Source organism: Amycolatopsis coloradensis, assembly GCF_037997115.1.
Taxonomy (GTDB): domain Bacteria; phylum Actinomycetota; class Actinomycetes; order Mycobacteriales; family Pseudonocardiaceae; genus Amycolatopsis; species Amycolatopsis coloradensis_A.
This window is the reverse complement of record NZ_CP150484.1, coordinates 3,075,403-3,097,287: the sequence shown is the minus strand read 5'-3', so window position 1 is coordinate 3,097,287 and position 21,885 is coordinate 3,075,403. Positions and strand designations below refer to the sequence as shown.

Here is a 21,885-nt window from a genome sequence, read left to right as displayed (position 1 = left end):
CGACTCAGCGTGTTCTCCGTGCTCGTGCGGATGCGCGTGCGCCGCCGGTTCGGGCCGCCGGGTCACCTGCCGAGTCCTCCCCGGCATCATCGGGCCCGGGGGTGCGCGCGGTCGTGGATCGCCTTCAGCCGATCGACGGTCACATGAGTGTAGAGCTGCGTTGTGGCCAGCGTAGCGTGACCAAGCAGTTCCTGAACGCTTCGAAGATCAGCACCCCCTTCGAGCAGATGGGTGGCCGCGGAATGCCTCAGGCCGTGCGGTCCCATGTCGTTCGCGCCCGGCACCGAACCGACGGCTTCGTGGACGACCCGGCGGGCCGCCCGCGGATCGAGCCTGCCTCCCCGCGCTCCCAAAAAGAGCGCCGCCTCCGCGGGCCCCTTCGCTTCGACGGCGAGCCTTCCCCTGCCCTCGTCCAGCCACGCCCGCAAGGCCGCTTCGGCGGGGACGCCGAACGGCACGACACGTTCCTTGCCGCCCTTGCCCAGCACGAGCACGACCCGGCGGGAGAAATCGACGTCGCCCACATCCAGCCCGCACAGTTCCGAGACCCGCACACCGGTCGCGTAGAGCAGTTCCACGATGGCACTGTCCCTCAAAGCCACCGGGTCGCGCTGTTCGGCACCGGCGGCTGAGAAGCGCATGACGTCACTGGCCTGCTCCGCGCGGAGAACCCCGGGAAGCTTGCGATGCGCGCGCGGCGCCACCAGCCGCCCACCCGGATCCGACGCGAGCGCCCCGACTCGGTGGGCCCACGCGGTGAAGGTGCGGGCTGCCGCGGCTCGCCTGGCCAACGTCGTCCGGCTCGCCCCTTCCTCGCGTTGCCGGGCGAGCCAGCCGCGCAGCGTCCCGATGTCGAGGTCGGAGAACCGGCCACCGTTCCCGTCCACGAAACCCATCAGCGACACCACGTCGCCGAGGTAGGCACGTACCGTATGCGCGGACAGCCCGCGTTCGAGGGAAAGGTGCCGCTCGTAGTCGTCGATCAGCTTCCGGACAGGCTCCGGCAGCGCGGCACGGGCGGCGCGCAGATCGGGTCTGCGGGCGCGTTTCCCCGTGCCGTGGGGACCTTCGGTCGACGGCATGCCGATCACGCTGCGCGATGTACGGCGGATGGTCAAGTATCGCCGCACCCTGTTGCGGTGTCCGTGGTCGGATCGTGCCGGGATGGCGCCTCGCGTGTAGGCCGGTCAGGTCTTGGCGGTCCGTCTTCGCCACCCTGCGTCACCCCTTTCCGCGAAGCCGTCGAGTTCGAGCGCCGGAAGCAGCGAACGGACACGTTCGACCGGGATGCCGGACTCGGCGGCGATCCGTTCCACCTGCCTCGCCGACCGATCGGAGAGCGCGTCGTGCACTCGCAGCGCCTCCGGACCGAGCCGATCGGTGCGACGGCGCGGTTTCGACGGATCCGCTCCCGTCGCCCCGAACCGTCCCGCCGTTTCGAGGATCTCGTCGACCGAAGTCACCAGCGTGGCCTCGCCTTCGCGGATCAGCGCGTGACAGCCGGCGGACATCGCCGAAGACACCGGTCCTGGCATGGCCATCACGACCTTGCCGAGCGCTCCGGCCGTCCCCGCGGTGTTCCGCGCGCCGCTTCGCCTGCCCGCCTCGACCACGACGGTCCCTCCCGTGAGCGCCGCGATGAGCCTGTTCCGGACGAGGAAGCGATGCCTCGCGGGTGTGGTGCCCGGCGGGTACTCGCTGACCACCGCGCCGGTCTTACCGATGGAGCGCAACAAGGTCGCGTGCTGGGCCGGATAGCCGACGTCGACACCGCAGCCGAGCAAGGCGACCGTCGTACCGTCCGCGCTCAACGCCCCGCGGTGGGCCGCGCCGTCGATGCCGTACGCCGCCCCGGAGAACACCGGAATGCCACGGCTCGCGAGGTGGTAGCCCACCTCGGCCGCGTTGTGCTCGCCGTACCCGGTCGCCGCGCGGGCACCGACGATCGCGATCGCCTGGTCCACGGCCTCGTCGAGCCTCGCGGGGCCGCGTACCCACAGCGCCAGCGGTGGCGCCACGCCGGAAACGCCCCTGCTTTGGGCCACGGCCAGCGAAAGCAACGGCCAGGCCGGCCATTCGTCGTCTTCCGGGATGACGAGACGGGCCTCGCCCGCCTCGGCTCGCTCCAGATCCCGCTCGGCGTAGTCGTGTGCTCGCCGCGCGGCGGTCTCGTCGCGCACCTTCGGCGGGCATTCGGCACTTCGCACTCGTTCCGCGGCGGCGACGGGGCCGAACTCACCGACGAAATCGGCCAAGGCCGGTGCCGGCGGCTCGGCCACGCGCAGGAGATACGACCGGGCGATGCGCTCGGCGTCGAGTTCACTCATCCGGATGACCTCTCTCGGAAGTTCAGGGCAGCCGCGACCTCGTCCGCCTCCGGCTTGTCGGCGCCCTTCAAATCGGCGAGCGTCCAAGCGATGCGAAGGCAGCGGTCGGCGCCGCGCGCGGTGATCGCGCCCCGCTCCAACGCTCGGTCCAGCAAGGCCGTGACCTGCGGCGGCAGCGCGAACTCACGGCGCAGCGCCGGGCCGGGCACCTCCGCGTTCGTGAGCCAGCCCTGCTCCGCCCAGCGTTTTCCGGCCCGTTCGCGCGCCTCCAGCACTCGCTCCCGGACGGCCGCCGACGCTTCGGGCGGCTCACTCAGGTGCGCGCTGAGCGCGGAAAGCGGGCGCAGCCGAACCCGCAAATCCACCCGATCGAGTAATGGCCCGGAGAGTCGGCTCAAGTAGCGCCTCCGCACGGTCGCGGAGCACGTGCAGTCGGCGTCCTTCGCCGGAGCGCAAGGGCAGGGATTGGTCGCCAGTACCAGTTGGAACCGTGCCGGGTACCGCACGGCACCCTTGACCCTCGCGATCCGCACTTCGCCCTCTTCGAGCACCGTGCGCAGCGACTCCAGCCGCTCCGGGCCGAATTCGCACACCTCGTCGAGGAACAGGATTCCCCGGTGCGCCCGGCTGATCGCGCCGGGCACGGCAAGGCCGCTTCCACCGCCGATCAGGGCGGGCACGCTGATCGAGTGATGAGGCGCGACGAACGGCGGCACGGTGACGAGCGGCGCGGACCGCGAAAGCGAACCGTCGATCGAATGGACCGCTGTCACCTGCAACGACTCTTCAGCGGTCAGTCGCGGGAGAAGGCCTGGGAGACGCCGAGCGAGCATTGTCTTCCCGACCCCGGGCGGTCCGGTCATGAGCAGGTGATGCCCGCCCGCCGCGGCCACCTCCAGTGCCCACCGCGCTTCCGGCTGTCCCACGACGTCGGCGAGGTCGGGTACCCGCGGCGGCTCCTGGACGACGGACGGCCCGGGACGGGTGAGTTCCCCTTCGCCCTTGAGCCAGTCCACGAATTCGCTCAGCCGCGCTACCCCGCCGACCTCCAAGCCGTCCACTAGTGCGGCTTCGAACAGCGACTCGGCGGGTACGACGGCCCTCCGGTACCCCGCGTTGCGTGCCGCCAGCAGTCCCGGCAGGACCCCGCGGACCGTCCGCACCCGGCCGTCCAGAGCGAGTTCGCCGAGTAGCACGGTGTTCAGCAGTTTCGTGGCGGGAACCGACCCGGTCGCGGCCATGACCGCCGCCGCGATCCCCAGGTCGTAGCCGGACCCCACCTTCGGCAGATTCGCCGGTGAGAGGCCGAGGATCACCCGCTCGTCCGGCCAGGTCCGCCCCGAATTGCGGACGGCGGAGCGGACCCTGTCCTTGGCCTCCTTCAGACCGGTGTCGGGCAGCCCGACCATCGTGACCTTCGGCGAGCCACCACCGATATCGGCCTCGATCTCGATCATCCTGCCTTCGACACCGAGCAACGCGACGGACCAGGCTCTCGCCAGTGCCATTCAGAACGCCGCCTTGATATGCCGCACCTTGGGCTGGGCGTCTGGCCGGGCGACGATCGCGATGATGTCGTAGCGGACGGGGCACCAGCGGAGCATGAACTGGCGCTGCCACTGGTACGCGAGACGGCGGATGCGGTCCGCCTTGTCCGGGGTCACCGCCTCGGCGGGCGTGCCGAAACCCACCCCGGTCCTCGTCTTCACTTCGCAGAAGACGAGGCGTTTGGTGTCGGTCGCTATGAGGTCCAGTTCGCCGTCACGGCAACGCCAATTGCGGCACAAGACGACATAGCCCGTCTTTTCCAGATGCCGGACCGCGAGCTCCTCGCCCCATCGGCCCAGTTCGATATGTGGTGCCCCGGCGGACGGCTGTTCGGCCGTGCTCGTCATCTCGATCCCCCTCAGCGATCGTCACGGTGCGTATGTGATCAACGCTGCCAGGGTGAAGGGGCGGCGGACAGGTCTGATTTCGTCGCCTGTGGACAACCGGGGTGTTGTGGATGGTTCGGCCGCCGCGGAAGCTCACCGGGCGGAATCGTCGGTGGGCTGTGCTAGGCGCCCCGGAGATACGTGAAGGCCCCCTTCACACGATGAAGGGGGCCTTCACGGACGTTCCGAAAGATCAGCCGGAGAACGGCCCGTCCTCCGGCAACCGGAGATCCGGTTTATCGAGTTCCTCGACGTTGACGTCCTTGAACGTGATGACCCGGACGTGCTTGACGAACCGTGCCGGCCGGTACATGTCCCAGACCCACGCGTCGGACATGCGGACCTCGAAGTACACCTCACCGCCGCCGTCGCGCACCTGCACGTCGACGGCGTTGGCCAGATAGAACCGCCGCTCGGTCTCCACCACGTACGAGAACTGGCCGACTATGTCGCGATACTCGCGGTAAAGCGAGAGCTCCATCTCGGTCTCGTACTTCTCGAGATCCTCTGCGCTCATGAAATCCGCGCCCCTCCTCGCGATTTTGCTGCTGTTCCAGCGGCGGAGCGTTCATTGTTACCCACGTACGGGCCGAGGGCACGTATCGGCACGCTCGGGTTTTCCAGTGCCGCGACGGTCAGCACCACCGGGTGAGGTGGTGGCATGCGGTGCGCGGCGGCCGCGGTGGCCACGTTCGTGTACGACCAGCGATGGACCGGGCTCGGACCGTGAGTGTCCAGCGCCGCGCCGTGGTCGGTGGTGCTGTACCCCTTGTGCACGTCGAAACCGTAATGCGGGTGGACGTCGTGCAGGTCGCCCATGATGCGGTCCCGGGTGACCTTGGCCAGCACGGACGCCGCCGCCACGCACGCGACGGCCTTGTCCCCTTTGAGCACCGGGATGCTCGGGGCGGGCAGCCCGGACACGCGGAATCCGTCGGTCAGGACGTAGCCAGGCGTGTTCCGCAGCGCCGAGACGGCGCGCCGCATGCCTTCGAGGTTCATGACATGGATGCCGAACAGGTCGATCTCGGCGGCCGGGATGACGATGACCGAGTAGTCGACGGCACGCTGGACGACCCGGTCGTACACCCGGTCGCGCGCCTTGGCCGTGAGCACCTTCGAGTCGGTGAGCTCGGGCAGGCGGGCGGCGTCCCCTGGGCGCAGGACACAGGCGGCCACGACGAGCGGGCCGGCGCAAGCGCCGCGCCCTGCCTCGTCGACTCCGGCGACGGGCCCGAGGCCCCGCCGGTCCAGCGCACCCTGCAACCCCCAGAAGAGGTCACCACGCACCACTGCCCGCGGCGGCCGAAGCGGCTCGGCCGGTGTGAGCGGTACAGGAAATCTCAAGGCCTTACCGCCTCCGGTCGACCGCCTTGCGCACTCCGGCCGACATCCGCCTGCCGAGGAAGAGCACGGGCCACGCCGCGGCGACACCGACGCCGAGGGGAAGCCCCTGCTGCCAGGCGGGCGCACTGAGCGCCAGCGGCTGGGCGTTCGCCTGCGGGTTGTGGTCCGAAACGCCACCCCAGCGGCCGGGCGGAAGCACGATGACCCGCGCCTTACCGATGATGTTGTCGACCGGAATCGGGCCCTGGCGCCGTGAGTCGCTCGAATTGTTGCGGTTGTCGCCCATCACCCAGACATAGCCGGCAGGCACCTTGACCGGTTCGAACGTGTCCTGGACGGGCTTGCCGCTCTCGTCCACGTTGGAACCCGGTTCCCAGTGGATGTACGGCTCGTCGAGCGCCTTGCCGTCCACGATCACCCGGTTCTGCGGATCGCAGCACTGCACCGTCTGCCCGGCGGTCGCGATGATCCGCTTGACGAAGTCACGCTCGTCCGGCGGCGCGAAGCCGATCAGGGAACCCAGTCCGTAGAAAGCGGTGACGAAGATGTTGCTGGACTCCGGCGTGTCGATCTCACCGACCCAGGTGGGCGGTCCCTTGAAGACCACCACGTCGCCCGGGCCGGGATCGGTGAAGTCGTACGTGATCCGGTCGACCAGGATTCGGTCGCCCCTGCACCCCGCGCAGCCGTGCAGCGTGGTCTCCATCGACCCCGAGGGGATCATGTAGACCTTGGCGAGGAACTGCTGGATCAAGATCGTCAGCACGAGTGCCACGACGATCAGGATCGGCAGTTCCTTCCAGAACGACCGCTTCTTGTTGACCTTGCCGAATTTCTTGGAGTCGGATCGGCCCCGTCGGGAGGCCCTGGTGGGGCGCTCCTCTTCGGGGCGATCGGGCTCGTCTTCGGAAGTGTTCTGGGACACGGGTTCGACCACGACGCCAGGTTACCTGTAACCGTGCGGCTACCTACTTGGCGGAGGTCGTCTCGCGGTTTTCGCGGCGTTCCTTGATCTTGGCGGCCTTGCCGCGCAGCTCGCGGAGGTAGTAGAGCTTCGCCCGGCGGACGTCACCGCGCTTGAAGACCTCGACCTCGGCGATGTTCGGCGAGTGCACCGGGAAGGTGCGCTCCACGCCGATGCCGAACGACACCTTGCGGACCGTGAAGGTCTCGCGGATGCCGCCGCCCTGGCGACGCAGCACGACGCCCTGGAAGATCTGGTTGCGCTCGCGGTTGCCCTCGATGACGCGGACGTGAACCTTGAGCGTGTCGCCCGGTCGGAAGTCCGGGATGTCGGAACGCAGTGACTGCGCGTCCAGCGCGTCCAGGGTGTTCATCGGTGGTCCGTCCTCGTCTTCGTATGGCTTACGTGCAGCTTGGGCGCGCAGTGTCGGGCACTGCGACCTACCCGGGGGCTGATGGCGTTCCGGCCGACCTCGCGCCTCCGACTTCAACCAATGGCAGAAGTCAAAACTCGCGCGTCCGCTCACGCCAACCTGTCAAGTATTGCAGACCAGGAATCAGGTGTTCGACCCGGCCTGGTCGCTGTCCTCGTCCAACCGCTCGAGGACGGCGAGATCGTGCTTGTCGAGACTACCTTCCGGCAGTTGCCCGATCAGTTCGGGCCTGCGCCGCACGGTGCGTTCCAGCGCCTGGTCGCGGCGCCAGCGGTCGATCAGCGCGTGGTTTCCCGAACGCAGGACGTCCGGTACGGCCAGGTCGCGCCAGACCTCCGGCCGGGTGTAGCTGGGGCCTTCGAGCAGCCCGTCGGAGAACGAGTCCTCCTCGGCGGAGCGGGCGTTGCCGAGGACTCCGGGCAGCAGCCGGACGACGGCCTCGACCATCACCAGTACCGCGGCCTCGCCGCCGACCAGCACGTAGTCGCCGATGGAGACCTCATCGACGGGCATCCGCCTCGCGGCGTCGTCGATCACCCGCTGGTCGATGCCCTCGTAGCGGCCGCACGCGAACACCAGGTGCTCCTCGGTGGCGTACTGGTGGGCCATGGCCTGGGTGAACGGCCGCCCGGCGGGGGTCGGGACCACGAGGCGGGTGTTCTCGCCGCAGACGTCGTCCAGGGCGGGGCCCCAGATCTGGGGTTTCATCACCATGCCGGGCCCGCCGCCGTACGGCGCGTCGTCGACGGCGCGGTGGACGTCGTGCGTCCAGTCCCGCAGGTCGTGCACGCCGACCTCGATGAGGCCGCGGTCGATCGCACGCCCGAGCAGCGCGGCGCGGAGCGGATCGAGGTATTCGGGGAAGATCGTGACTACGTCGAGGCGCATCAGGCGTCCAGCAGGCCTTCCGGCGGGTCGATGACCACGCGGCCGCCCGGGACGTCGACCGCCGGGACGATCGCCTTCACGAACGGCACCAGCACCTCGCGTCCGTCGTGCTCGATCGACAGCAGCTCGCCGGCGGGCGAGTGCACGATTTCGAGCACCTTGCCGACGACCGTGCCGTCGGCGAGTTCGGCCCGCAGGCCTTCGAGTTCGTGGTCGTAGAACTCGTCGGGGTCTTCGGTCGGCGGCAGCGTCGAGGTGTCGGCGATCAGCAGCGCGCCGCGGAGGGTCTCCGCGACGTCCCTGGTCAGCACCTCTTCGAAACGCACCAGCAGCCGCCCGCTGTGCTCGCGGGCGGCTGCGATGGTGAGGTCTCTGCTGCTGCCGTCACGCAGCTTCGTCGTGACGGCCGAACCGACCGCGAACCGCTGTTCCGGCGAGTCCGTGCGCACGTCCACCGCGAGCTCCCCGCGGATTCCGTGCGCCTTGGCGATCCGGCCGACTACGACGTCCATCCCGTTGTGTCCTTGGTCAGCGATCGGTGTCGACGACGTCCACGCGGACGCCGCGGCCACCGATGCCGCCCATGACGGTGCGCAGGGCGGTCGCGGTACGACCGCCCCGGCCGATCACCTTGCCGAGATCGTCGGGGTGCACGTGCACCTCGAGCGTGCGGCCACGACGCGTGGTCAGCAGCTCGACCCGGACCTCGTCCGGGTTGTCGACGATCCCGCGCACCAGGTGCTCGAGGGAGTCAGCGAGGAAGCTCACGCCTCGGCCTTGTCACCCTCGGCGGCTTCGGCCTTGTCGGCTTCGGCCTTCTTCGGAGCGGACTTCTTCTTCGGCGTGGTGGCCTCGGCGGAGGCCGAGTCACCGGCGGCGGCGAGCGCGGCGTTGAACAGGTCCTGCTTCGACGGCTTCGGCTCGGCGACCTTCAGGGTGCCCTCGGCGCCCGGCAGGCCCTTGAACTTCTGCCAGTCACCGGTGATCTCGAGGATGCGCTGGACCGGCTCGGTCGGCTGGGCACCGACGGACAGCCAGTGCTGGGCCCGCTCGGTGTCGACCTCGATGAAGCTCGGCTCTTCCTTGGGGTGGTACTTGCCGATCGTCTCGATGGCCTTGCCATCACGGCGGGTGCGCGCGTCGGCGACGATGATGCGGTAGTACGGCGCACGGATCTTGCCGAGACGCTGCAGCTTGATCTTGACGGCCACGGGTGTGGGTACTCCTCAGTTCTCTCTGATGCATGTGGAAGGCGCACGCCAGCCGAGTGGGGACACGGCTGCGCACACCCGAAGGGTGAGCTCGGGCGCGGTGAGAGGGTCCGGCCAAAGCAGGCAAGCGTACATTCTGCCAGACGCCAACTGACTGTCAGAACGCGGCTATCCCGAGCGAGGCGAGCAGGATCGTCACGGCCGGGAGGAAGTTGTTCACCTGATGGGCGACCACGCTGCCGAGCAGCCGCCCGGTGAACACCCTGGCCAGCCCGATCGGGATCGCGATCACCAGCAGCAACGTGGTGCGCAGCGGTTCGAGGTGGCTCGCCGCGAAAACGGCCGTGGAGACCAGGAACGCCACGATCCTCCCCCAGCGTTCGGTGCGCCAGGTCAACCGTTCCACCGCGCCCCACAAGAGGCCGCGGTAGATGATCTCCTCGCAGATCGGCCCGACCAGCCACAGGTAGATGAACATGACCACGGCCGCCGAGACCGACATCCGCCGGTCCTCCACGAGCGCGCTGATCGCCGAGGTCGCGTTCTCGTTGCCGACGACCTGCGTCCAGATGTAGGCGGCGAGCGAGGTGAACCCGAGCCCGAGCACACCGAGCTTGAGCCCGACCTTGACGTCGGCCCAGCTCCAGCCGATCCGCAGGTCGGTGAACGGACCGTTGCCACGCAGGCGGGTGATCAGCAGCGCGACCCCGGCGGCGATCATCGTCGGCAGCATGGTGCCCAGCAGCACCATGCGCATCGGCAGGGGCTGACCGGGCTGGACGTCGCCGAGCAGGACGCTGATGAACGCCGCCGACGCCAGCAGGACGGCTTCCACCAGGAGGAAGGCCCCGAATCCCCAGCGATGCGGCGGTGGCGTGTCGGGCGCGGCCACCTCACCTCCGGCAATGAGCTCGTCCGGCGCGGCCTCGGGGATCGGCTCCCTGGGCTGAGATACGGTCACGCCGATCCTCCGGTGATCGTTCGGTTACTCAAAGACTCTAACCGCCTGGACCGGCGATCACCTCGCCGCGAAGAGCAATACAGCCGGCGGGAGGTTGTTGGCGGCGTGCGCGATGACGGACGCGCTCACCCTGCCGGAGAGGTAGCGGGCGAGACCGATGGCGATGCCCTGGCCGAACAACGCGATCGTGCGCGCGGCCTCGCCGTGCAGCTGGGCGAACACCAGTGCGGTGACCAGCAGGATCACCCACGAGGGCAGGCGGTGGAAGCCCATGGCGTTCCACAGCGTGCCGCGGAACAGCAGTTCTTCGGTGACCGGAGCGGCGAGGACGACGATGACCGCGGCCAGCACCAGCCAGATCGTGTCGCCGTCGGTGGTGCCCGACAGCTCGGTGATCGGGCCGGGCGAGACGTCGGAGAAGGTCCTGTCGTCGCTGTCGGTCCCGTACACGGCGAGCAGGAGCAGGTTGAGGAGGTAGCCGGCGGCGAGCGCGGCGGCCCCGCAAGCGAGCCCGATCCGGACGTCGCGCCAGGTGGGTTTGAGCCCGAAGTCCGCGCGGAGCCCCTGCCCCCAAACGCGTGAGCCGACCGCCGGGCCGAGACCGAGCACGAGGGTCGGCAGGAACGCGAGGATCAGCAGCGGGCCGACGTCACGGAGTTCGAGCGGGTCGTAGCCGCCGAAGCGGCCTGACATCAGGAAGCTCATGACGAGCGTGACGAGGTGGTATCCGGCGATGCCCGCGAAGAAAGCTACGAAGCCCCAGTGCGCTCCGAGCACCAAACGCTCGCGAGCCTGCCCGTCGTCCACCACGCCTCCACGCTAAGTGCCGCTCCGGTCACCGGTGGAGTCGGGTCAGGAGCTGAAGGACGCTTTACCCGCGTGCGACGCGACGAAAGCGTCCTTCACCTCATGAAATGAGGGGAAAGTCCCCTTCGGCTAGGCGTAGATCTTGCCACGCAGGACGATATGGCTCGGATGCCGCAGCACCGCGAGATCCTCGCGCGGATCGGACGGGTAGACGAGCAGATCGGCCGACGCGCCGTCGACGATTCCCGGTACGCCGAGCCATTCGCGGGCCGCCCACGAAGCCGAAGCCAGCGCCTGCTCCTCGGACATGCCCGCCTTGTGCAGCGCCTCGATCTCGTCGACGAGCCTGCCGTGCTCGACCATGCCGCCCGCGTCGCTTCCGGCGTACACCGCGACGCCCGCCTCGATCGCCGTCGAGACCATCTCCCCCACGCCGGCGTGCAGTGCCCGCATGTGGTCGGCGTACACCGGGTATTTGCCGGCCTTGTCCGCGATACCCGGGAAGTTCTCGATGTTGATCAGGGTCGGCACGAGCGCGATCCCGCGTTCGGCGAGGACGCCCAGCTGGTCCGCCGAAAGCTCCGTGCCGTGTTCGAGGCAGTCGATCCCCGCGTCGATCAGGCCCGGCAACGCGGCCTGGCCGAACACGTGCGCCGTCACCTTGGCGCCCTCGGCGTGCGCGGCGGCGATGGCTTCGGCGAGGACGTCGTCGGGCCAGAGCGGCGCGAGATCGCCGGCACCGCGGTCGATCCAGTCGCCGACGAGTTTGACCCAGCCGTCACCGTCACGCGCTTGTTCGGCGACCGCCTTCGGCAGTTCGGAAGGGTCTTCGAGTTCGATGCCCAGGCCGGGGATGTAGCGCTTGCGCAGGGCGAGATGCCGTCCGGCGCGGATGATCCGCGGCAGATCGGCCCGCTCCTGCAACGACCGGACGTCGATCGGCAGCCCGCAGTCGCGGATCAGCAGCGTCCCGGCGTCGCGATCGGTGATCGCCTGTCCGGCGGCCTCTTCCAGCGTGGTCGCGCCGCCGACGCCGATCCCGGGGTGACAGTGCGCGTCGACCAGCCCGGGAACCAGAAAGCCTTCCCGGACCACGGTTTCCGCTCCGGCGACCGGTTCGGTGGTGATCCGGCCGCCGGTGACCCACAGCTCGCGGTGCTCGCCGTCCGGCAGGACGACGCCGGCCAGGTGCAGCGCTTCCACGGGCTACTTGTCCTTCGGCAGCTTGAACTTCTTCGGGTCGAACCCTGGTACGTCGTTCATGCCGCCGAGCTGCGAGAGATCGGGCATTCCACCGGGCATACCGCCGCCCGGGGGCAGCATCGGCATGCCGCCGGGGAAGCCGCCGCGGACCTTGGGCTGCGTCGGGCCGCGCCCCTTGCCCTTCTTCCCCTTCTTGCCCTTGCGGTTCTTGCTGCCGCCGCCTCCGCCGCCGAAGCCGAACCGGCCCGCCATCTGCGCCATCATCTTGCGCGCTTCGAAGAACCGGTTGACCAGGTCGTTGACGTCGCGGACGGCGACACCGGAGCCCTTCGAGATCCGGACGCGGCGCGAGGCGTTGATGATCTTCGGGTCGGCCCGCTCGGCGGGGGTCATGCCGCGGATGATCGCCTGCAGCTTGTCGAGCTGCTTGTCGTCGACCTGCGCGAGCTGGTCCTTCATCTGTCCGGCGCCGGGCAGCATGCCGAGCAGGTTGCCGATCGGGCCCATCTTGCGGACCGCGAGCATCTGCTCGAGGAAGTCTTCGAGGGTGAGCTGGCCGCTGCCGAGTTTGGCCGCCGTCTGCTCGGCCTTCTCCTGGTCGAAGTGCTGCTCGGCCTGTTCGATGAGGCTGAGCACGTCGCCCATGCCGAGGATGCGGCTGGCCATCCGGTCCGGGTGGAAGAGGTCGAAGTCCTCGAGCTTCTCACCGTTGGAGGCGAACAGGATCGGCTGGCCGGTGACCTGGCGGACGGACAGCGCGGCACCACCGCGGGCGTCACCGTCGAGCTTGGTGAGCACGACACCGGTGAAGCCGACGCCGTCGCGGAACGCCTCGGCCGTGGTGACCGCGTCCTGACCGATCATCGCGTCGACGACGAACAGCGTCTCGTCCGGCGAAACGGCGTCGCGGATGTCCGCGGCCTGCTTCATCAGCTCTTCGTCGACGCCGAGACGGCCGGCGGTGTCGACCAGGACGATGTCGTGCTGGGCGCGCTTGGCCTCGTCGATGGCGCGGCGGGCGACGTCGACCGGGTCGCCGACGCCGTTCCCGGGCTCGGGCGCGAAGACCGCGACCCCGGCCCGCTCGCCGACGACCTGCAGCTGCGTGACCGCGTTGGGACGCTGGAGGTCACACGCGACCAGCATCGGCGCGTGACCCTGCTTCTTCAGCCACATCGCGAGCTTGCCCGCGAGCGTCGTCTTACCGGCACCCTGCAGACCCGCGAGCATGATGACCGTCGGCGGGTTCTTCGCGAACGTGAGCCGCCTGGTCTCGCCGCCGAGGATGGTGACGAGTTCCTCGTTGACGATCTTGATGACCTGCTGCGCCGGGTTCAGCGCGCCGTGCACCTCGGCGCCCTTGGCGCGCTCCTTGATCCGGGCGATGAAGTCCTTGACCACAGACAGCGCGACATCCGCCTCGAGCAGCGCGATACGGATCTCGCGCGCGGTGGCGTCGATGTCGGCGTCGGAGAGCCTGCCCTTGCGAGACAGCGTCTGCAGGGCGGACGTGAGCCGATCGGAGAGGGTGTCGAACACGGGTGTGCACGCTCCAGCTGGGTCGTTGTGGCTCGCCGGTACCAACCGGCGGCTTCCCAGGGTAGTCGGTGTCCGAGGTCAGCGTTTGACGCGGTTGCGCACGGCCAGGAGGGTCAGGCCGAGCAGCAGCGGCCCGAAGACGCGCGTGACCAGCCGCAAGACCTCTCCGAGCGGCGTCAGGTCCTTCGGCAGCGACGCCAGTTTCGTTTCCAGCGAAACGGTGCTTTGGGCGACGTAGACCAACGTGTCACCGAAGGCGGGCGTGGTCTTGAAGCCGCCCAGCCAGATGCTCGTGCTCACGACGGCTATGAGGACCGCCAGGGTCGCGAGGGCTCTGAGGGCACGGAGTCCGTAGCCGGAGACGAGCCAGTAGAGATGGAGAATGACGCGCTCGGACCAAGGGGTGGCCGGGCTGTGGCGGCGCATCTCCATCTCGCCGTAGTAGAAGTCGGCGGCACCGGGTTCGTTCTTGCTGTCTTCCTGCGCCTTGCGGAGCTGGCGGTAGAGGTCGGCGATGCGGCGCGGGCCGACCGGTGCGTCTCTGCGACTTCGCCAGGCGCGTTCCTCGGCGAGGACCTGGCGATTGCCGTACGAGCCGAAGGTGCAGTCGCCTTCCAACCTCAGTTTGTCCAGGTGATGCGCACCGGCGAAGCAGCAGTCCGCCAAGTCGACGTCGGTGAACACGAGGTCGGCGACATCCACTCCCTCGACAGACGTCACGGACGCGGCTCCCGTGACCGTCGAAGCCTTGCCGAACACCGACCTTTCCAAGCCGAGCATCGACTGACGGACCAGCCTGAGCGTGACCCCTTCCTCGAACCTGGTCTCGAAACAGTCCATCGACGGCGACGCGGCGAAGAGGGTGATCCGTCTTCGGAAGGTCGCGCGGCCGAAGTCCAGCCGCTCGGCGCTGACCGGCCCGAAGCGCTCGGCGGCGGTGAAGACGGCTCCCTGAAAACGGGCTTCCGCATGGAATCTCACGCCATCGAAGGTCGCTTCCCCGTCGAAGGCGGCATCGTCGAACCGCGCGTCGTCATCGAACACGGCACCGTCGAACATCGCGGCCGCGGCGAACTTCGCCCCGGTGAACGTGGCACGGCCGGTGAACCGCGACGACCCGAATCCCGCCTCGCCCGCGAATTCCGTTTCGCCGAAGGAAACAGCGCCGAAAGTCTGGCGGGAGAACGACACGTCGCTCGTGAACTTCGCCCGGTCGAACGCGGTGTCGCCGGAGAAGGTCGCGGTAGTGAACCCGACCTCCTCGAAGGCACAGTCCCGGAACGAGACCGGGCCACCGAACCAGGCCCGGTGAAAAGTGGTGCTGTCCCGGAACCCGGCTTTGTCGAATCGCGCGCCGCCCTCGAACCTGGCATTCGTGAAGTCCGCGTCGAAGAACGTCACGTCTTCGAAAGCCACGGGCCCGGGAAAGCGCGCTCCGGCGAACTCCGCTCGGCCGAACTCCGCGCGACGGCCGTCGATACTCCCGACGGCGTCGACGAGCTTCTCGATCAGTTCGCCGGAAAGCTCGGTTCCCCGCAGGTCGACCTCAGCGCCGAGCGAGAGACCGTCGAAGTATTCGTCCCGCTGCCCGGGTTCGAGGTGCCGGAGACAATGATCGAAGTCGGGAATGCGGACGCCGCAGCAGTGTTCGAGTCCGCATACCGGCCAGGCCTCGCCCATGCGTCATTACTAGCGCACAAAACAGGGCTCCGGGACCGATCGCCCCTCGCAGATCGGTACCGGAGCCCCTACGGAAGGCTCGCCTCCCCGCGAGCCGACCGTAAGCACACTCGGCGAGCTTCGCGGGACTCGGTATCGCCGGACCCCCAGTACCAGGCGATTCGCTGCCCGCGCTCTCTCCGCGCGATGACATAACCATGCCTGGTCACCCTGGGGTCACGGCAGCGTGAAGACCCCCAACTCCCCCTGAGTAGATCTACTCAACTGGTCTTGGCCGACGACGAAGCCCGCTCCGCCCGCGTCCGCGCCTGGCGCGCCTTGTCCGCCGCTTCCTTGGCTTTCTCGACCGGCCCCTGCTGCAAGGCCGCCAGCAGCCGCGTCACGCCTTCGGCCTGTTCGGCGGCGGTCGGCTGGAGGACGTCGTCGCCGTCCAGCTTGGCCTGGATGAGCGCTTCGAGCGCTTCACGGTAGTGATCGGTGTACCGGCCGGGGTCGAAATCCCGCGTGAGGTCCTCGATCAGCGAAACCGCGTTCCGCAGTTCCCCGCGCCGCAGGTCGACGTCCTCGTGCAGGAACGGGAAGGCGGGCCGCCGGATCTCGTCGGGCCACAGCATCGTCTCGAGCAGGATCACCTGGTCCCGCACGCGCAGCGCACCCAGCGTTTCGCGCTGCCGCAAGGTCACCTTCACGATCGCGATCCGCCCGGACTGCTGCAGCGCCTCGCTCAACAGCACGTACGGCTTCGTACCGGCCGGCTCCGGCTCGAGGTAGTAGCTGCGCGCGAAGTACATCGGGTCGACCTGCTCGGCGGGGGTGAAGCCGACGACGTCCATCGACTGGGTGGTGGGCGGGAGCAGGGACGCGAAATCCCCGGCGGTCAGCAGGACGACGTCGCCGTTGGGGACGGGATACCCCTTGCCGATCTCGGCCGCGGGCACCTCGGCGCCGTCGACCTCGCAGACCCACTTCACCCGCACCCGGCCGCCGTCGGGCTCGTGCACCTGGTGGAGGGGGACGTTGTGCTCTTCGGTCGCGCTGTACGCCTTCACCGGAATGGCGTAGGTCCCGAATCCGATCGTGCCTTTCCACACCGCTCGCATGCCCACCTCCGCCTGGTCAGCGTATCGACGCGCCGAAGGGGCGGGACAGCTACAAACGGGTGTCAGGGGCGACCGATTCGCTCACACATTCGAACGAGGGACGGGATTCGGCGAGTGCCTCGGCCGAACAGTCGACAGCGGTGGCCGCCGCACGGAGCACTTCGGCGACGACCTCGACGTCGACCATCGGGGCGGTGGCCAGCGCGCCTTCGCCTCCCCCTTCGACCCGGCCCGCCATGCCTTCGAGCGCGATGGCGAGGGCCTGCTGCCCCGCGACGAGGTGCCGGACCACCTTGAGCAGTTCGGGCACGGTCGCGGCGGTACCGGACGCGGTGAGGGAGACGGCGAGGTCGTCCGCGCACGCGCGGAGGTGGGAGGCCACGACCGTCGGCGGAAGCGTGATCCGCCGCGGTCCGGGCGAGTCCCTCTCGTGGTCGAGCACGTGCTCACCGCCCCTCCGGCTCCTTCGGGTCTCGACCGCGCACATCCTGCCACCGCTACCCTCCGCGATTCGCGCGACACCCCGGTCCGGGTCAGCCGTGACCGAGCAGGACCACCGCGGCCGCCGCCAGGACCAACCCCGCGGATCGCACAGGTCCCGGCCGCTCACGGAGTGCCACGATGCCGAGGACGACCGGCACGACCGGATAGAACGACGCCAGCACCACCGCGATCGTGGTCAGTCCCTGACGGGTGGCGAGGAGATACAGCACCAGAGACAACGCGGCGAAGCAGCCATTCGCCGCCGAGCCGACGGCGAAGCGCCACGGCAACCGCACACCGTTCCCTCGTCGGATGACGATCGGGAGGATCGCCGAAGTCGCCGCCAGCCTGCTCGCCACGACCGGCCAGAGACCGCCTTCCGGTGCCGACTGCGCCAGCGCGAGATACTGGACGGCGAATCCGGCGCTGGCGATCAGCGCGTCCCGGGCCGCGGACTTCGCGCCTTCCGAGTCGCCCGCGCCGGAACGCGAAACGGCCCCCAGCGCGATGACCGCCAGCCCGATCCCGGCGAACCCCGGCACCGAGGGCCGCTCGCCCAGCAGGGTCACGCCGACGAGCACGGGCAGCGTCACGCTGCCCACCGCGCTGATCGGCACCACGATGCTCATCGCCCCGCCGATCAGACCGCGATAGAGGAAGACCATGCCGACGGCCGTGCCGAAGCCGGAGGCCGCGCCCCATACGAGGTCCGGCATCGACGGATCCGCCGGCGTGAGCAGCGGTACGGCACCGAGCATGAACACGAAACCGCCCGCCTGGCCGGCGAACGCGACGGCGGCGAAGTCGGCCCGCCTGGCCAGGAGCCCGCCCGCGAAGTCGACGAATCCGTAACAGAGGGCGGATCCCAGCGCGAGCAGAGTGGGATCGGGCATGGCGCTCGCCTACCCGGTGGACGGCGTCCCCAAACGATCAAGGCACCGGCGTCAGGAAGCGGCGGCCAGCAGCGCGGCTTCGATCTTCGACCGCCACTCCTGGTCGACGCGGCCCGCCCGCGGCGCGACGGCGAACGAGTCGACGACGGCGCCACCGAGCGTGGCCACCTTCGCCCAGCGCACCTCGGCCTCGCACCGGCGCAGCGCGCCCGCGACCCGGTACAGCAGCCCGATCCGGTTCGCGGCCCGTAGTTCGACCACGACCGTGTCGTGCCCGCTGGTCTCGTCGTCGAACCAGATCACCTTCGCTCCGGCCGACGGCGTCTCCCCTCCGCCGTAGTCCCGTTCCTTGGCCGCGAGCCGCTGGGTGAGCGGCAGCGTCCCGGCCACCGCCCGCGCGAACTGCTCACGCAGCAGGGTGACGTCGGGCAGCGAGCCGAACTTCGGCGACGCCGTGAACACGCCGGCCCGTCCCCCGTCGTGCCCGCGCAGCACCGCCGCGTGGACCTCGAGCGAGTTCAGCGCGAGCACCCCGGCCGCGGGAGCCAGCAGTTCCGCGCGGGCCGGGACCGCCAGCACCACGGTCACGACCTTGCCGGCGGCGGTGATGCGCACCTCGCCACGGCCGGACGCGACGGCTTCGGCGACGAGCTCCCGCTGTTCGGCACCCATCGGCTCCGGCGGCACGAAACCCTTGCCGTGCAAGGCTTCTTCGCAACCGGAGACGAGTTCGGCGAGCAGGCGTGCCTTCCAGTCGGTCCATACGCCAGGCCCGGTGGCCAGCGAATCGGCCGTCGTCAGGGCGTGCAGCAGTTCCAGCAGGACGAGGTTCTCGTCGAGCGTCTTCGTCACCCGCTGGATCGTCGCGGGATCGCTGATGTCCCGCCGCGTCGCGGTGTGCGGCAGCAGCAGGTGATGCCGGACCATCGCCGCGACCAGCGCCGAATCGGCGTCCGTCAGCCCGAGCCGGGCCGCGACCTGGGCGCTGATCTTCGCGCCGAGTTCGGAGTGGTCCGCGTCGCGGCCCTTGCCGATGTCGTGCAGCAGCGCGCCGATCAGCAGCAGATCCGGCCGCGAAACGGTGGTCGTCAGTTTCGACGCCTCGACCGCGGCACGCACGAGATGCCTGTCGACGGTCCAGGAGTGCACCGGCGATCTCGGCGGGAGATCCCGCACCGCCCCCCATTCGGGGAACAGGCGCGCCCACAGGCCGGTGCGGTCCAGCGCCTCCACGGCGTCGACGAGTCCCTCGCCCGCGCCGAGCAATTCCACCAGCGCTTTGAGGGCGTCGGCGGGCCACGGTGCGCGCAGTTCCGGCGCGGTTTCGGCGAGGGCCCGCAGGGTCCCGTGCGCGATGGGCTTCCGGATCCGGGCCGACGCCGCGGCGACCCGCAGCAGCAGGGCCGGATCCTTGGCGGGCACCGCGTCCCGCGCCAGCGCGACTTCGTTCCCGTGCAGGACGACACCCTCGTCGAGCGGCGTCCGCACCGGCCGCCGCCCGAACCGCGCCTTTGGCGGTTCCACAGTGGACCGGAGCGCGACGTCCACCGCGTACGCGATCGTCCTGCCGACACCGGAAAGCTTGCGCGCCAAGGTGAACCGGTCGCCGAACCCGAGCTCGCCCGCGACCGTCTCGGCCTCCGGCGCGCTGAGGATGTCCCGCTCACGGCGCAGCTCCCGGCGCAGTTCCGTCCGGACGTCGAGCAGCAGGCTCTTCGCGGCCAAGAGTTCCTCGCCGGGTCTCGCCGTCAGCTGTGCCGCCGCCAGCGCTTCCAAGACGGCGAAGTCGCGAAGCCCACCCCTGCCGTGCTTGAGATCCGGCTCGGCGGACTGCGCGATCTCGCCACTGCGGGCCCAGCGCTGACGCACCGCGTCAGCCAGCTCGCCCATCCGTCTCCTCGCGGTCCGCCGCCACTGGTCCCGTGCCGCGGCCGCCAGCCTGGCGGTGATCTCGGCGTCCCCGGAGAGGTGGCGGATGTCGAGCAGCCCCATCGCGGTCCGCAGGTCCTCGGACGCCACCTTCAGCGCCTCACCCGGAGTGCGCACCGAGTGATCGAGACCGATCTTGGCGTCCCACAACGGGTACCAGATCGCGTCGGCGATCTCGCCGACCCGCGAGTTCCCGTTGTGCAGCAACAAGAGATCGAGATCGGAGAAGGGCACCAGCTCGCTGCGCCCCAGGCCGCCGACGGCGGCCAGCGCGACACCGGGTTCAGCGGTGTCGACGCCGGCCGCCGAAGCGCCCTTGCCCAACCAGAATTCGTAGAGGTCGACCAGGGCCGCCCGCAACGCGGTCGCCCCCAGCCTCCCGTGCCTGCCCTCGAGCAACCGCTCGGTGGCCTTGACCAGTTCACCCCCGTCGGCCATCCGTGACGCCTATAGAGCGTCCGAGCCGCGCTCGCCGGTGCGTACCCGGATGACCGTCTCCACCGGCGTCACCCAGATCTTGCCGTCACCGATCTTGCCGGTGTGGGCGGCCGTGGTGATCGCGTCGAGCACCTTCTCGACGTTGGAATCGTCGGTGACGACCTCGACCCGCAGCTTCGCCACGAAGTCCACGGAGTACTCGGCACCCCGGTAGACCTCGGTGTGGCCCTTCTGCCTGCCGTAGCCCTGCACCTCGCTGACCGTCATGCCGAGCACGCCCAGCTGCTCCAGCGCGGAGCGGACGTCGTCGAGCGTGAACGGCTTCACGATCGCGGTGATCAGCTTCATGCCTTGCTCTCCTCGAGTTTCGTGGCCGCGCTTCCGGTGGACGACTTGACCGGGATGGAGCTCGGCTGGCCGAGGCCGCCGCCCGATCCGGTGAAGTCGTACGCGCTCTCCGCGTGCTGGGCCTCATCGATACCACTGACCTCGTCCTCCGCGCTGACGCGGAACCCGCCGAGCTTCTTGATCACCCAGCCGATGACGAAGGTGAGCACGAACGAGTAGCCGAGGACGACGGCCGCCGCGAGCGCCTGCTTGCCCAGCTGGCCGAGGCCGCCGCCGTAGAACAGGCCGTCGACGCCGAGCGAGTTGACGCTGGTGGTGCCGAAGAAACCGATGAGCAGTGTGCCGACGAGACCACCCACGAGGTGGACACCGACGACGTCGAGGGAGTCGTCGAATCCGAAGCGGAACTTGAGGCTGATCGCCAGCGCGCACAGGGCACCGGCGATGAGGCCGATGGCGATGGCACCCAGCGGGCTGACGAAACCGGCCGCCGGGGTGATCGCGACGAGACCCGCGACGGCACCGGAGGCGGCGCCGAGGGTGGTCGGCTTGCCGACCTTGATCTGCTCGATGATCAGCCAGCCGAGGATGGCGGCGGCGGTCGCGACGGTGGTGTTGGTGAACGCGACGGCGGCGAGGTCGTTGGCGGCCAGCGACGAACCGGCGTTGAAGCCGTACCAGCCGAACCACAGGAGCGCGGCACCCAGCAGCACGAACGGAACGTTGTGCGGGCGTCCGGTGCCCTTCGGCCAGCCCTTGCGCTTGCCGAGCACGATCGCGAGCGCCAGGCCCGCCGCACCGGCGTTGATGTGGACCGCGGTACCGCCCGCGAAGTCGAGCGCCTTGAGCTGGTTGGCGATCCAGCCGCCGACCGAATCGGCGCTGATGAAGCCGTTGAACGAGAACACCCAGTGCGCGACCGGGAAGTACACGACGGTCACCCACACCGCGACGAACAGCGTCCAGCCCCAGAACTTGGCGCGGTCGGCGATGGCACCGGAGATCAGCGCGGGCGTGATGATCGCGAACATCAGCTGGAACATCACGAAGGCGAACAACGGCAGCGCGTCCGCACCGGGCCAGGCGACCTCGGGCGCGGTGTCGGTGGCGGCGGTCGCGAACCCGGCGAGTTTGCCGGAGATGTTCGAGAGCCCGGCGAAGTCGAAGTTACCGAGCAATCCTCCGCCGATATCGTTGCCGAACGCCATCGTGAAGCCGTACAGCGTCCAGAGGACACCGACTACGGCGAGCGCGATGAAGTTCATCATCAACATGTTCAGGACGCTCTTCGCGCGGACCATGCCGCCGTAGAAGAACGCCAATCCCGGTGTCATGAGCATGACCAGCGCGGCGCTGATCAACACCCATGCGGTGTCTCCTGCGTTCAGCACAATCTTCCT

23 protein-coding genes are annotated in these 21,885 nt (G+C 69.3%); all 23 read right to left on the bottom strand.

Annotated elements, in window-relative coordinates; all coding sequences use genetic code 11:
- Window positions 1-86: 86 nt before the first annotated feature.
- The 23 genes from LCL61_RS14775 to LCL61_RS14665 all read right to left on the bottom strand — a co-directional run bounded on the left by LCL61_RS14775 (window position 87) and on the right by LCL61_RS14665 (window position 21,876).
- The gene (locus LCL61_RS14775) at window positions 87-1,082 is read right to left on the bottom strand and encodes a tyrosine recombinase XerC (RefSeq protein WP_340687349.1); all 996 of its coding nucleotides are present in this window, start codon (window positions 1,080-1,082) and stop codon (window positions 87-89) included.
- 105 nt (window positions 1,083-1,187) lie between these two features.
- Window positions 1,188-2,327: a DNA-processing protein DprA gene (gene dprA / locus LCL61_RS14770; RefSeq protein WP_340687348.1), complete on the bottom strand. Its 1,140-nt coding sequence runs from the start codon at window positions 2,325-2,327 to the stop codon at window positions 1,188-1,190.
- Window positions 2,324-3,835 (bottom strand): YifB family Mg chelatase-like AAA ATPase, encoded by a 1,512-nt coding sequence (locus LCL61_RS14765; RefSeq protein WP_340687347.1) that lies wholly within the window; start codon window positions 3,833-3,835, stop codon window positions 2,324-2,326. The genes dprA and LCL61_RS14765 overlap by 4 nt, the downstream gene beginning before the upstream one ends.
- Window positions 3,836-4,222, bottom strand: a complete 387-nt coding sequence (locus LCL61_RS14760; RefSeq protein WP_340687346.1) for a YraN family protein — start codon at window positions 4,220-4,222, stop codon at window positions 3,836-3,838.
- A gap of 232 nt (window positions 4,223-4,454) precedes the next feature.
- Window positions 4,455-4,778, bottom strand: coding sequence for a DUF2469 domain-containing protein (locus LCL61_RS14755; protein ID WP_003096226.1), 324 nt, complete (start codon window positions 4,776-4,778; stop codon window positions 4,455-4,457).
- Window positions 4,775-5,554: a ribonuclease HII gene (locus LCL61_RS14750; protein WP_340688585.1), complete on the bottom strand. Its 780-nt coding sequence runs from the start codon at window positions 5,552-5,554 to the stop codon at window positions 4,775-4,777. Before LCL61_RS14750 ends, LCL61_RS14755 begins: the two co-directional genes overlap by 4 nt.
- 58 nt (window positions 5,555-5,612) lie before the next feature.
- A complete protein-coding gene (lepB, locus tag LCL61_RS14745; protein WP_340687345.1) occupies window positions 5,613-6,545 on the bottom strand; it encodes a signal peptidase I in 933 nt (310 codons plus the stop codon).
- A 31-nt stretch (window positions 6,546-6,576) separates the two neighbouring features.
- Complete coding sequence (gene rplS, locus LCL61_RS14740) at window positions 6,577-6,945, bottom strand: 50S ribosomal protein L19 (protein WP_005154717.1); 369 nt, start codon at window positions 6,943-6,945, stop codon at window positions 6,577-6,579.
- 183 nt (window positions 6,946-7,128) lie between these two features.
- Window positions 7,129-7,893 carry a tRNA (guanosine(37)-N1)-methyltransferase TrmD gene (gene trmD / locus LCL61_RS14735; RefSeq protein ID WP_340687344.1) on the bottom strand — a complete coding sequence of 255 codons (765 nt, stop codon included), beginning with the start codon at window positions 7,891-7,893 and terminating at the stop codon, window positions 7,129-7,131.
- A complete protein-coding gene (gene rimM, locus LCL61_RS14730) occupies window positions 7,893-8,405 on the bottom strand; it encodes a ribosome maturation factor RimM (RefSeq protein WP_340687343.1) in 513 nt (170 codons plus the stop codon). Before rimM ends, trmD begins: the two co-directional genes overlap by 1 nt.
- 16 nt (window positions 8,406-8,421) lie before the next feature.
- On the bottom strand, window positions 8,422-8,661 hold the full coding sequence (locus LCL61_RS14725) for an RNA-binding protein (RefSeq protein ID WP_003103110.1): 240 nt from the start codon (window positions 8,659-8,661) through the stop codon (window positions 8,422-8,424).
- Window positions 8,658-9,104, bottom strand: a complete 447-nt coding sequence (gene rpsP, locus LCL61_RS14720) for a 30S ribosomal protein S16 (RefSeq protein ID WP_005154724.1) — start codon at window positions 9,102-9,104, stop codon at window positions 8,658-8,660. The genes LCL61_RS14725 and rpsP overlap by 4 nt, the downstream gene beginning before the upstream one ends.
- 157 nt (window positions 9,105-9,261) lie before the next feature.
- Window positions 9,262-10,065, bottom strand: coding sequence for a type II CAAX endopeptidase family protein (locus tag LCL61_RS14715; protein WP_340687342.1), 804 nt, complete (start codon window positions 10,063-10,065; stop codon window positions 9,262-9,264).
- Between the two features lie 57 nt (window positions 10,066-10,122).
- Entirely contained in the window at window positions 10,123-10,872 is a 750-nt protein-coding gene (locus LCL61_RS14710) for a CPBP family intramembrane glutamic endopeptidase (protein WP_340688584.1), read from the bottom strand.
- Window positions 10,873-11,001: 129 nt separating this feature from the next.
- Entirely contained in the window at window positions 11,002-12,075 is a 1,074-nt protein-coding gene (locus LCL61_RS14705; protein WP_340687341.1) for an amidohydrolase family protein, read from the bottom strand.
- Between the two features lie 3 nt (window positions 12,076-12,078).
- Window positions 12,079-13,614: a signal recognition particle protein gene (gene ffh, locus LCL61_RS14700; RefSeq protein WP_007032900.1), complete on the bottom strand. Its 1,536-nt coding sequence runs from the start codon at window positions 13,612-13,614 to the stop codon at window positions 12,079-12,081.
- 78 nt (window positions 13,615-13,692) lie between these two features.
- Entirely contained in the window at window positions 13,693-15,294 is a 1,602-nt protein-coding gene (locus tag LCL61_RS14695) for a pentapeptide repeat-containing protein (protein ID WP_340687340.1), read from the bottom strand.
- Between the two features lie 260 nt (window positions 15,295-15,554).
- Window positions 15,555-16,394: a Ku protein gene (locus tag LCL61_RS14690; protein WP_340687339.1), complete on the bottom strand. Its 840-nt coding sequence runs from the start codon at window positions 16,392-16,394 to the stop codon at window positions 15,555-15,557.
- 49 nt (window positions 16,395-16,443) lie between these two features.
- Window positions 16,444-16,836 carry a hypothetical protein gene (locus LCL61_RS14685; protein ID WP_340687338.1) on the bottom strand — a complete coding sequence of 131 codons (393 nt, stop codon included), beginning with the start codon at window positions 16,834-16,836 and terminating at the stop codon, window positions 16,444-16,446.
- A 91-nt stretch (window positions 16,837-16,927) separates the two neighbouring features.
- A complete protein-coding gene (locus LCL61_RS14680; RefSeq protein ID WP_340687337.1) occupies window positions 16,928-17,770 on the bottom strand; it encodes a DMT family transporter in 843 nt (280 codons plus the stop codon).
- A 51-nt stretch (window positions 17,771-17,821) separates the two neighbouring features.
- Window positions 17,822-20,137: a [protein-PII] uridylyltransferase gene (locus LCL61_RS14675; RefSeq protein WP_340687336.1), complete on the bottom strand. Its 2,316-nt coding sequence runs from the start codon at window positions 20,135-20,137 to the stop codon at window positions 17,822-17,824.
- Between the two features lie 9 nt (window positions 20,138-20,146).
- Window positions 20,147-20,485, bottom strand: a complete 339-nt coding sequence (locus LCL61_RS14670; protein ID WP_020630602.1) for a P-II family nitrogen regulator — start codon at window positions 20,483-20,485, stop codon at window positions 20,147-20,149.
- On the bottom strand, window positions 20,482-21,876 hold the full coding sequence (locus LCL61_RS14665; RefSeq protein ID WP_340687335.1) for an ammonium transporter: 1,395 nt from the start codon (window positions 21,874-21,876) through the stop codon (window positions 20,482-20,484). Before LCL61_RS14665 ends, LCL61_RS14670 begins: the two co-directional genes overlap by 4 nt.
- Window positions 21,877-21,885 lie beyond the last annotated feature (9 nt).

Excerpts from the sequence above, each read along its gene's own strand:
- LCL61_RS14690 (WP_340687339.1), bottom strand. The coding sequence starts at position 16,394 with ATGCGAGCGGTGTGGAAAGGCACGATCGGATTCGGGACCTACGCCATT.
- LCL61_RS14765 (WP_340687347.1), bottom strand. The coding sequence starts at position 3,835 with ATGGCACTGGCGAGAGCCTGGTCCGTCGCGTTGCTCGGTGTCGAAGGC.
- dprA (WP_340687348.1), bottom strand. The coding sequence starts at position 2,327 with ATGAGTGAACTCGACGCCGAGCGCATCGCCCGGTCGTATCTCCTGCGC.
- rimM (WP_340687343.1), bottom strand. The coding sequence starts at position 8,405 with ATGGACGTCGTAGTCGGCCGGATCGCCAAGGCGCACGGAATCCGCGGG.
- rplS (WP_005154717.1), bottom strand. The coding sequence starts at position 6,945 with ATGAACACCCTGGACGCGCTGGACGCGCAGTCACTGCGTTCCGACATC.
- trmD (WP_340687344.1), bottom strand. The coding sequence starts at position 7,893 with ATGCGCCTCGACGTAGTCACGATCTTCCCCGAATACCTCGATCCGCTC.
- LCL61_RS14775 (WP_340687349.1), bottom strand. The coding sequence starts at position 1,082 with ATGCCGTCGACCGAAGGTCCCCACGGCACGGGGAAACGCGCCCGCAGA.
- LCL61_RS14755 (WP_003096226.1), bottom strand. The coding sequence starts at position 4,778 with ATGAGCGCAGAGGATCTCGAGAAGTACGAGACCGAGATGGAGCTCTCG.
- LCL61_RS14680 (WP_340687337.1), bottom strand. The coding sequence starts at position 17,770 with ATGCCCGATCCCACTCTGCTCGCGCTGGGATCCGCCCTCTGTTACGGA.
- LCL61_RS14695 (WP_340687340.1), bottom strand. The coding sequence starts at position 15,294 with ATGGGCGAGGCCTGGCCGGTATGCGGACTCGAACACTGCTGCGGCGTC.
- LCL61_RS14760 (WP_340687346.1), bottom strand. The coding sequence starts at position 4,222 with ATGACGAGCACGGCCGAACAGCCGTCCGCCGGGGCACCACATATCGAA.
- LCL61_RS14675 (WP_340687336.1), bottom strand. The coding sequence starts at position 20,137 with ATGGCCGACGGGGGTGAACTGGTCAAGGCCACCGAGCGGTTGCTCGAG.
- LCL61_RS14670 (WP_020630602.1), bottom strand. The coding sequence starts at position 20,485 with ATGAAGCTGATCACCGCGATCGTGAAGCCGTTCACGCTCGACGACGTC.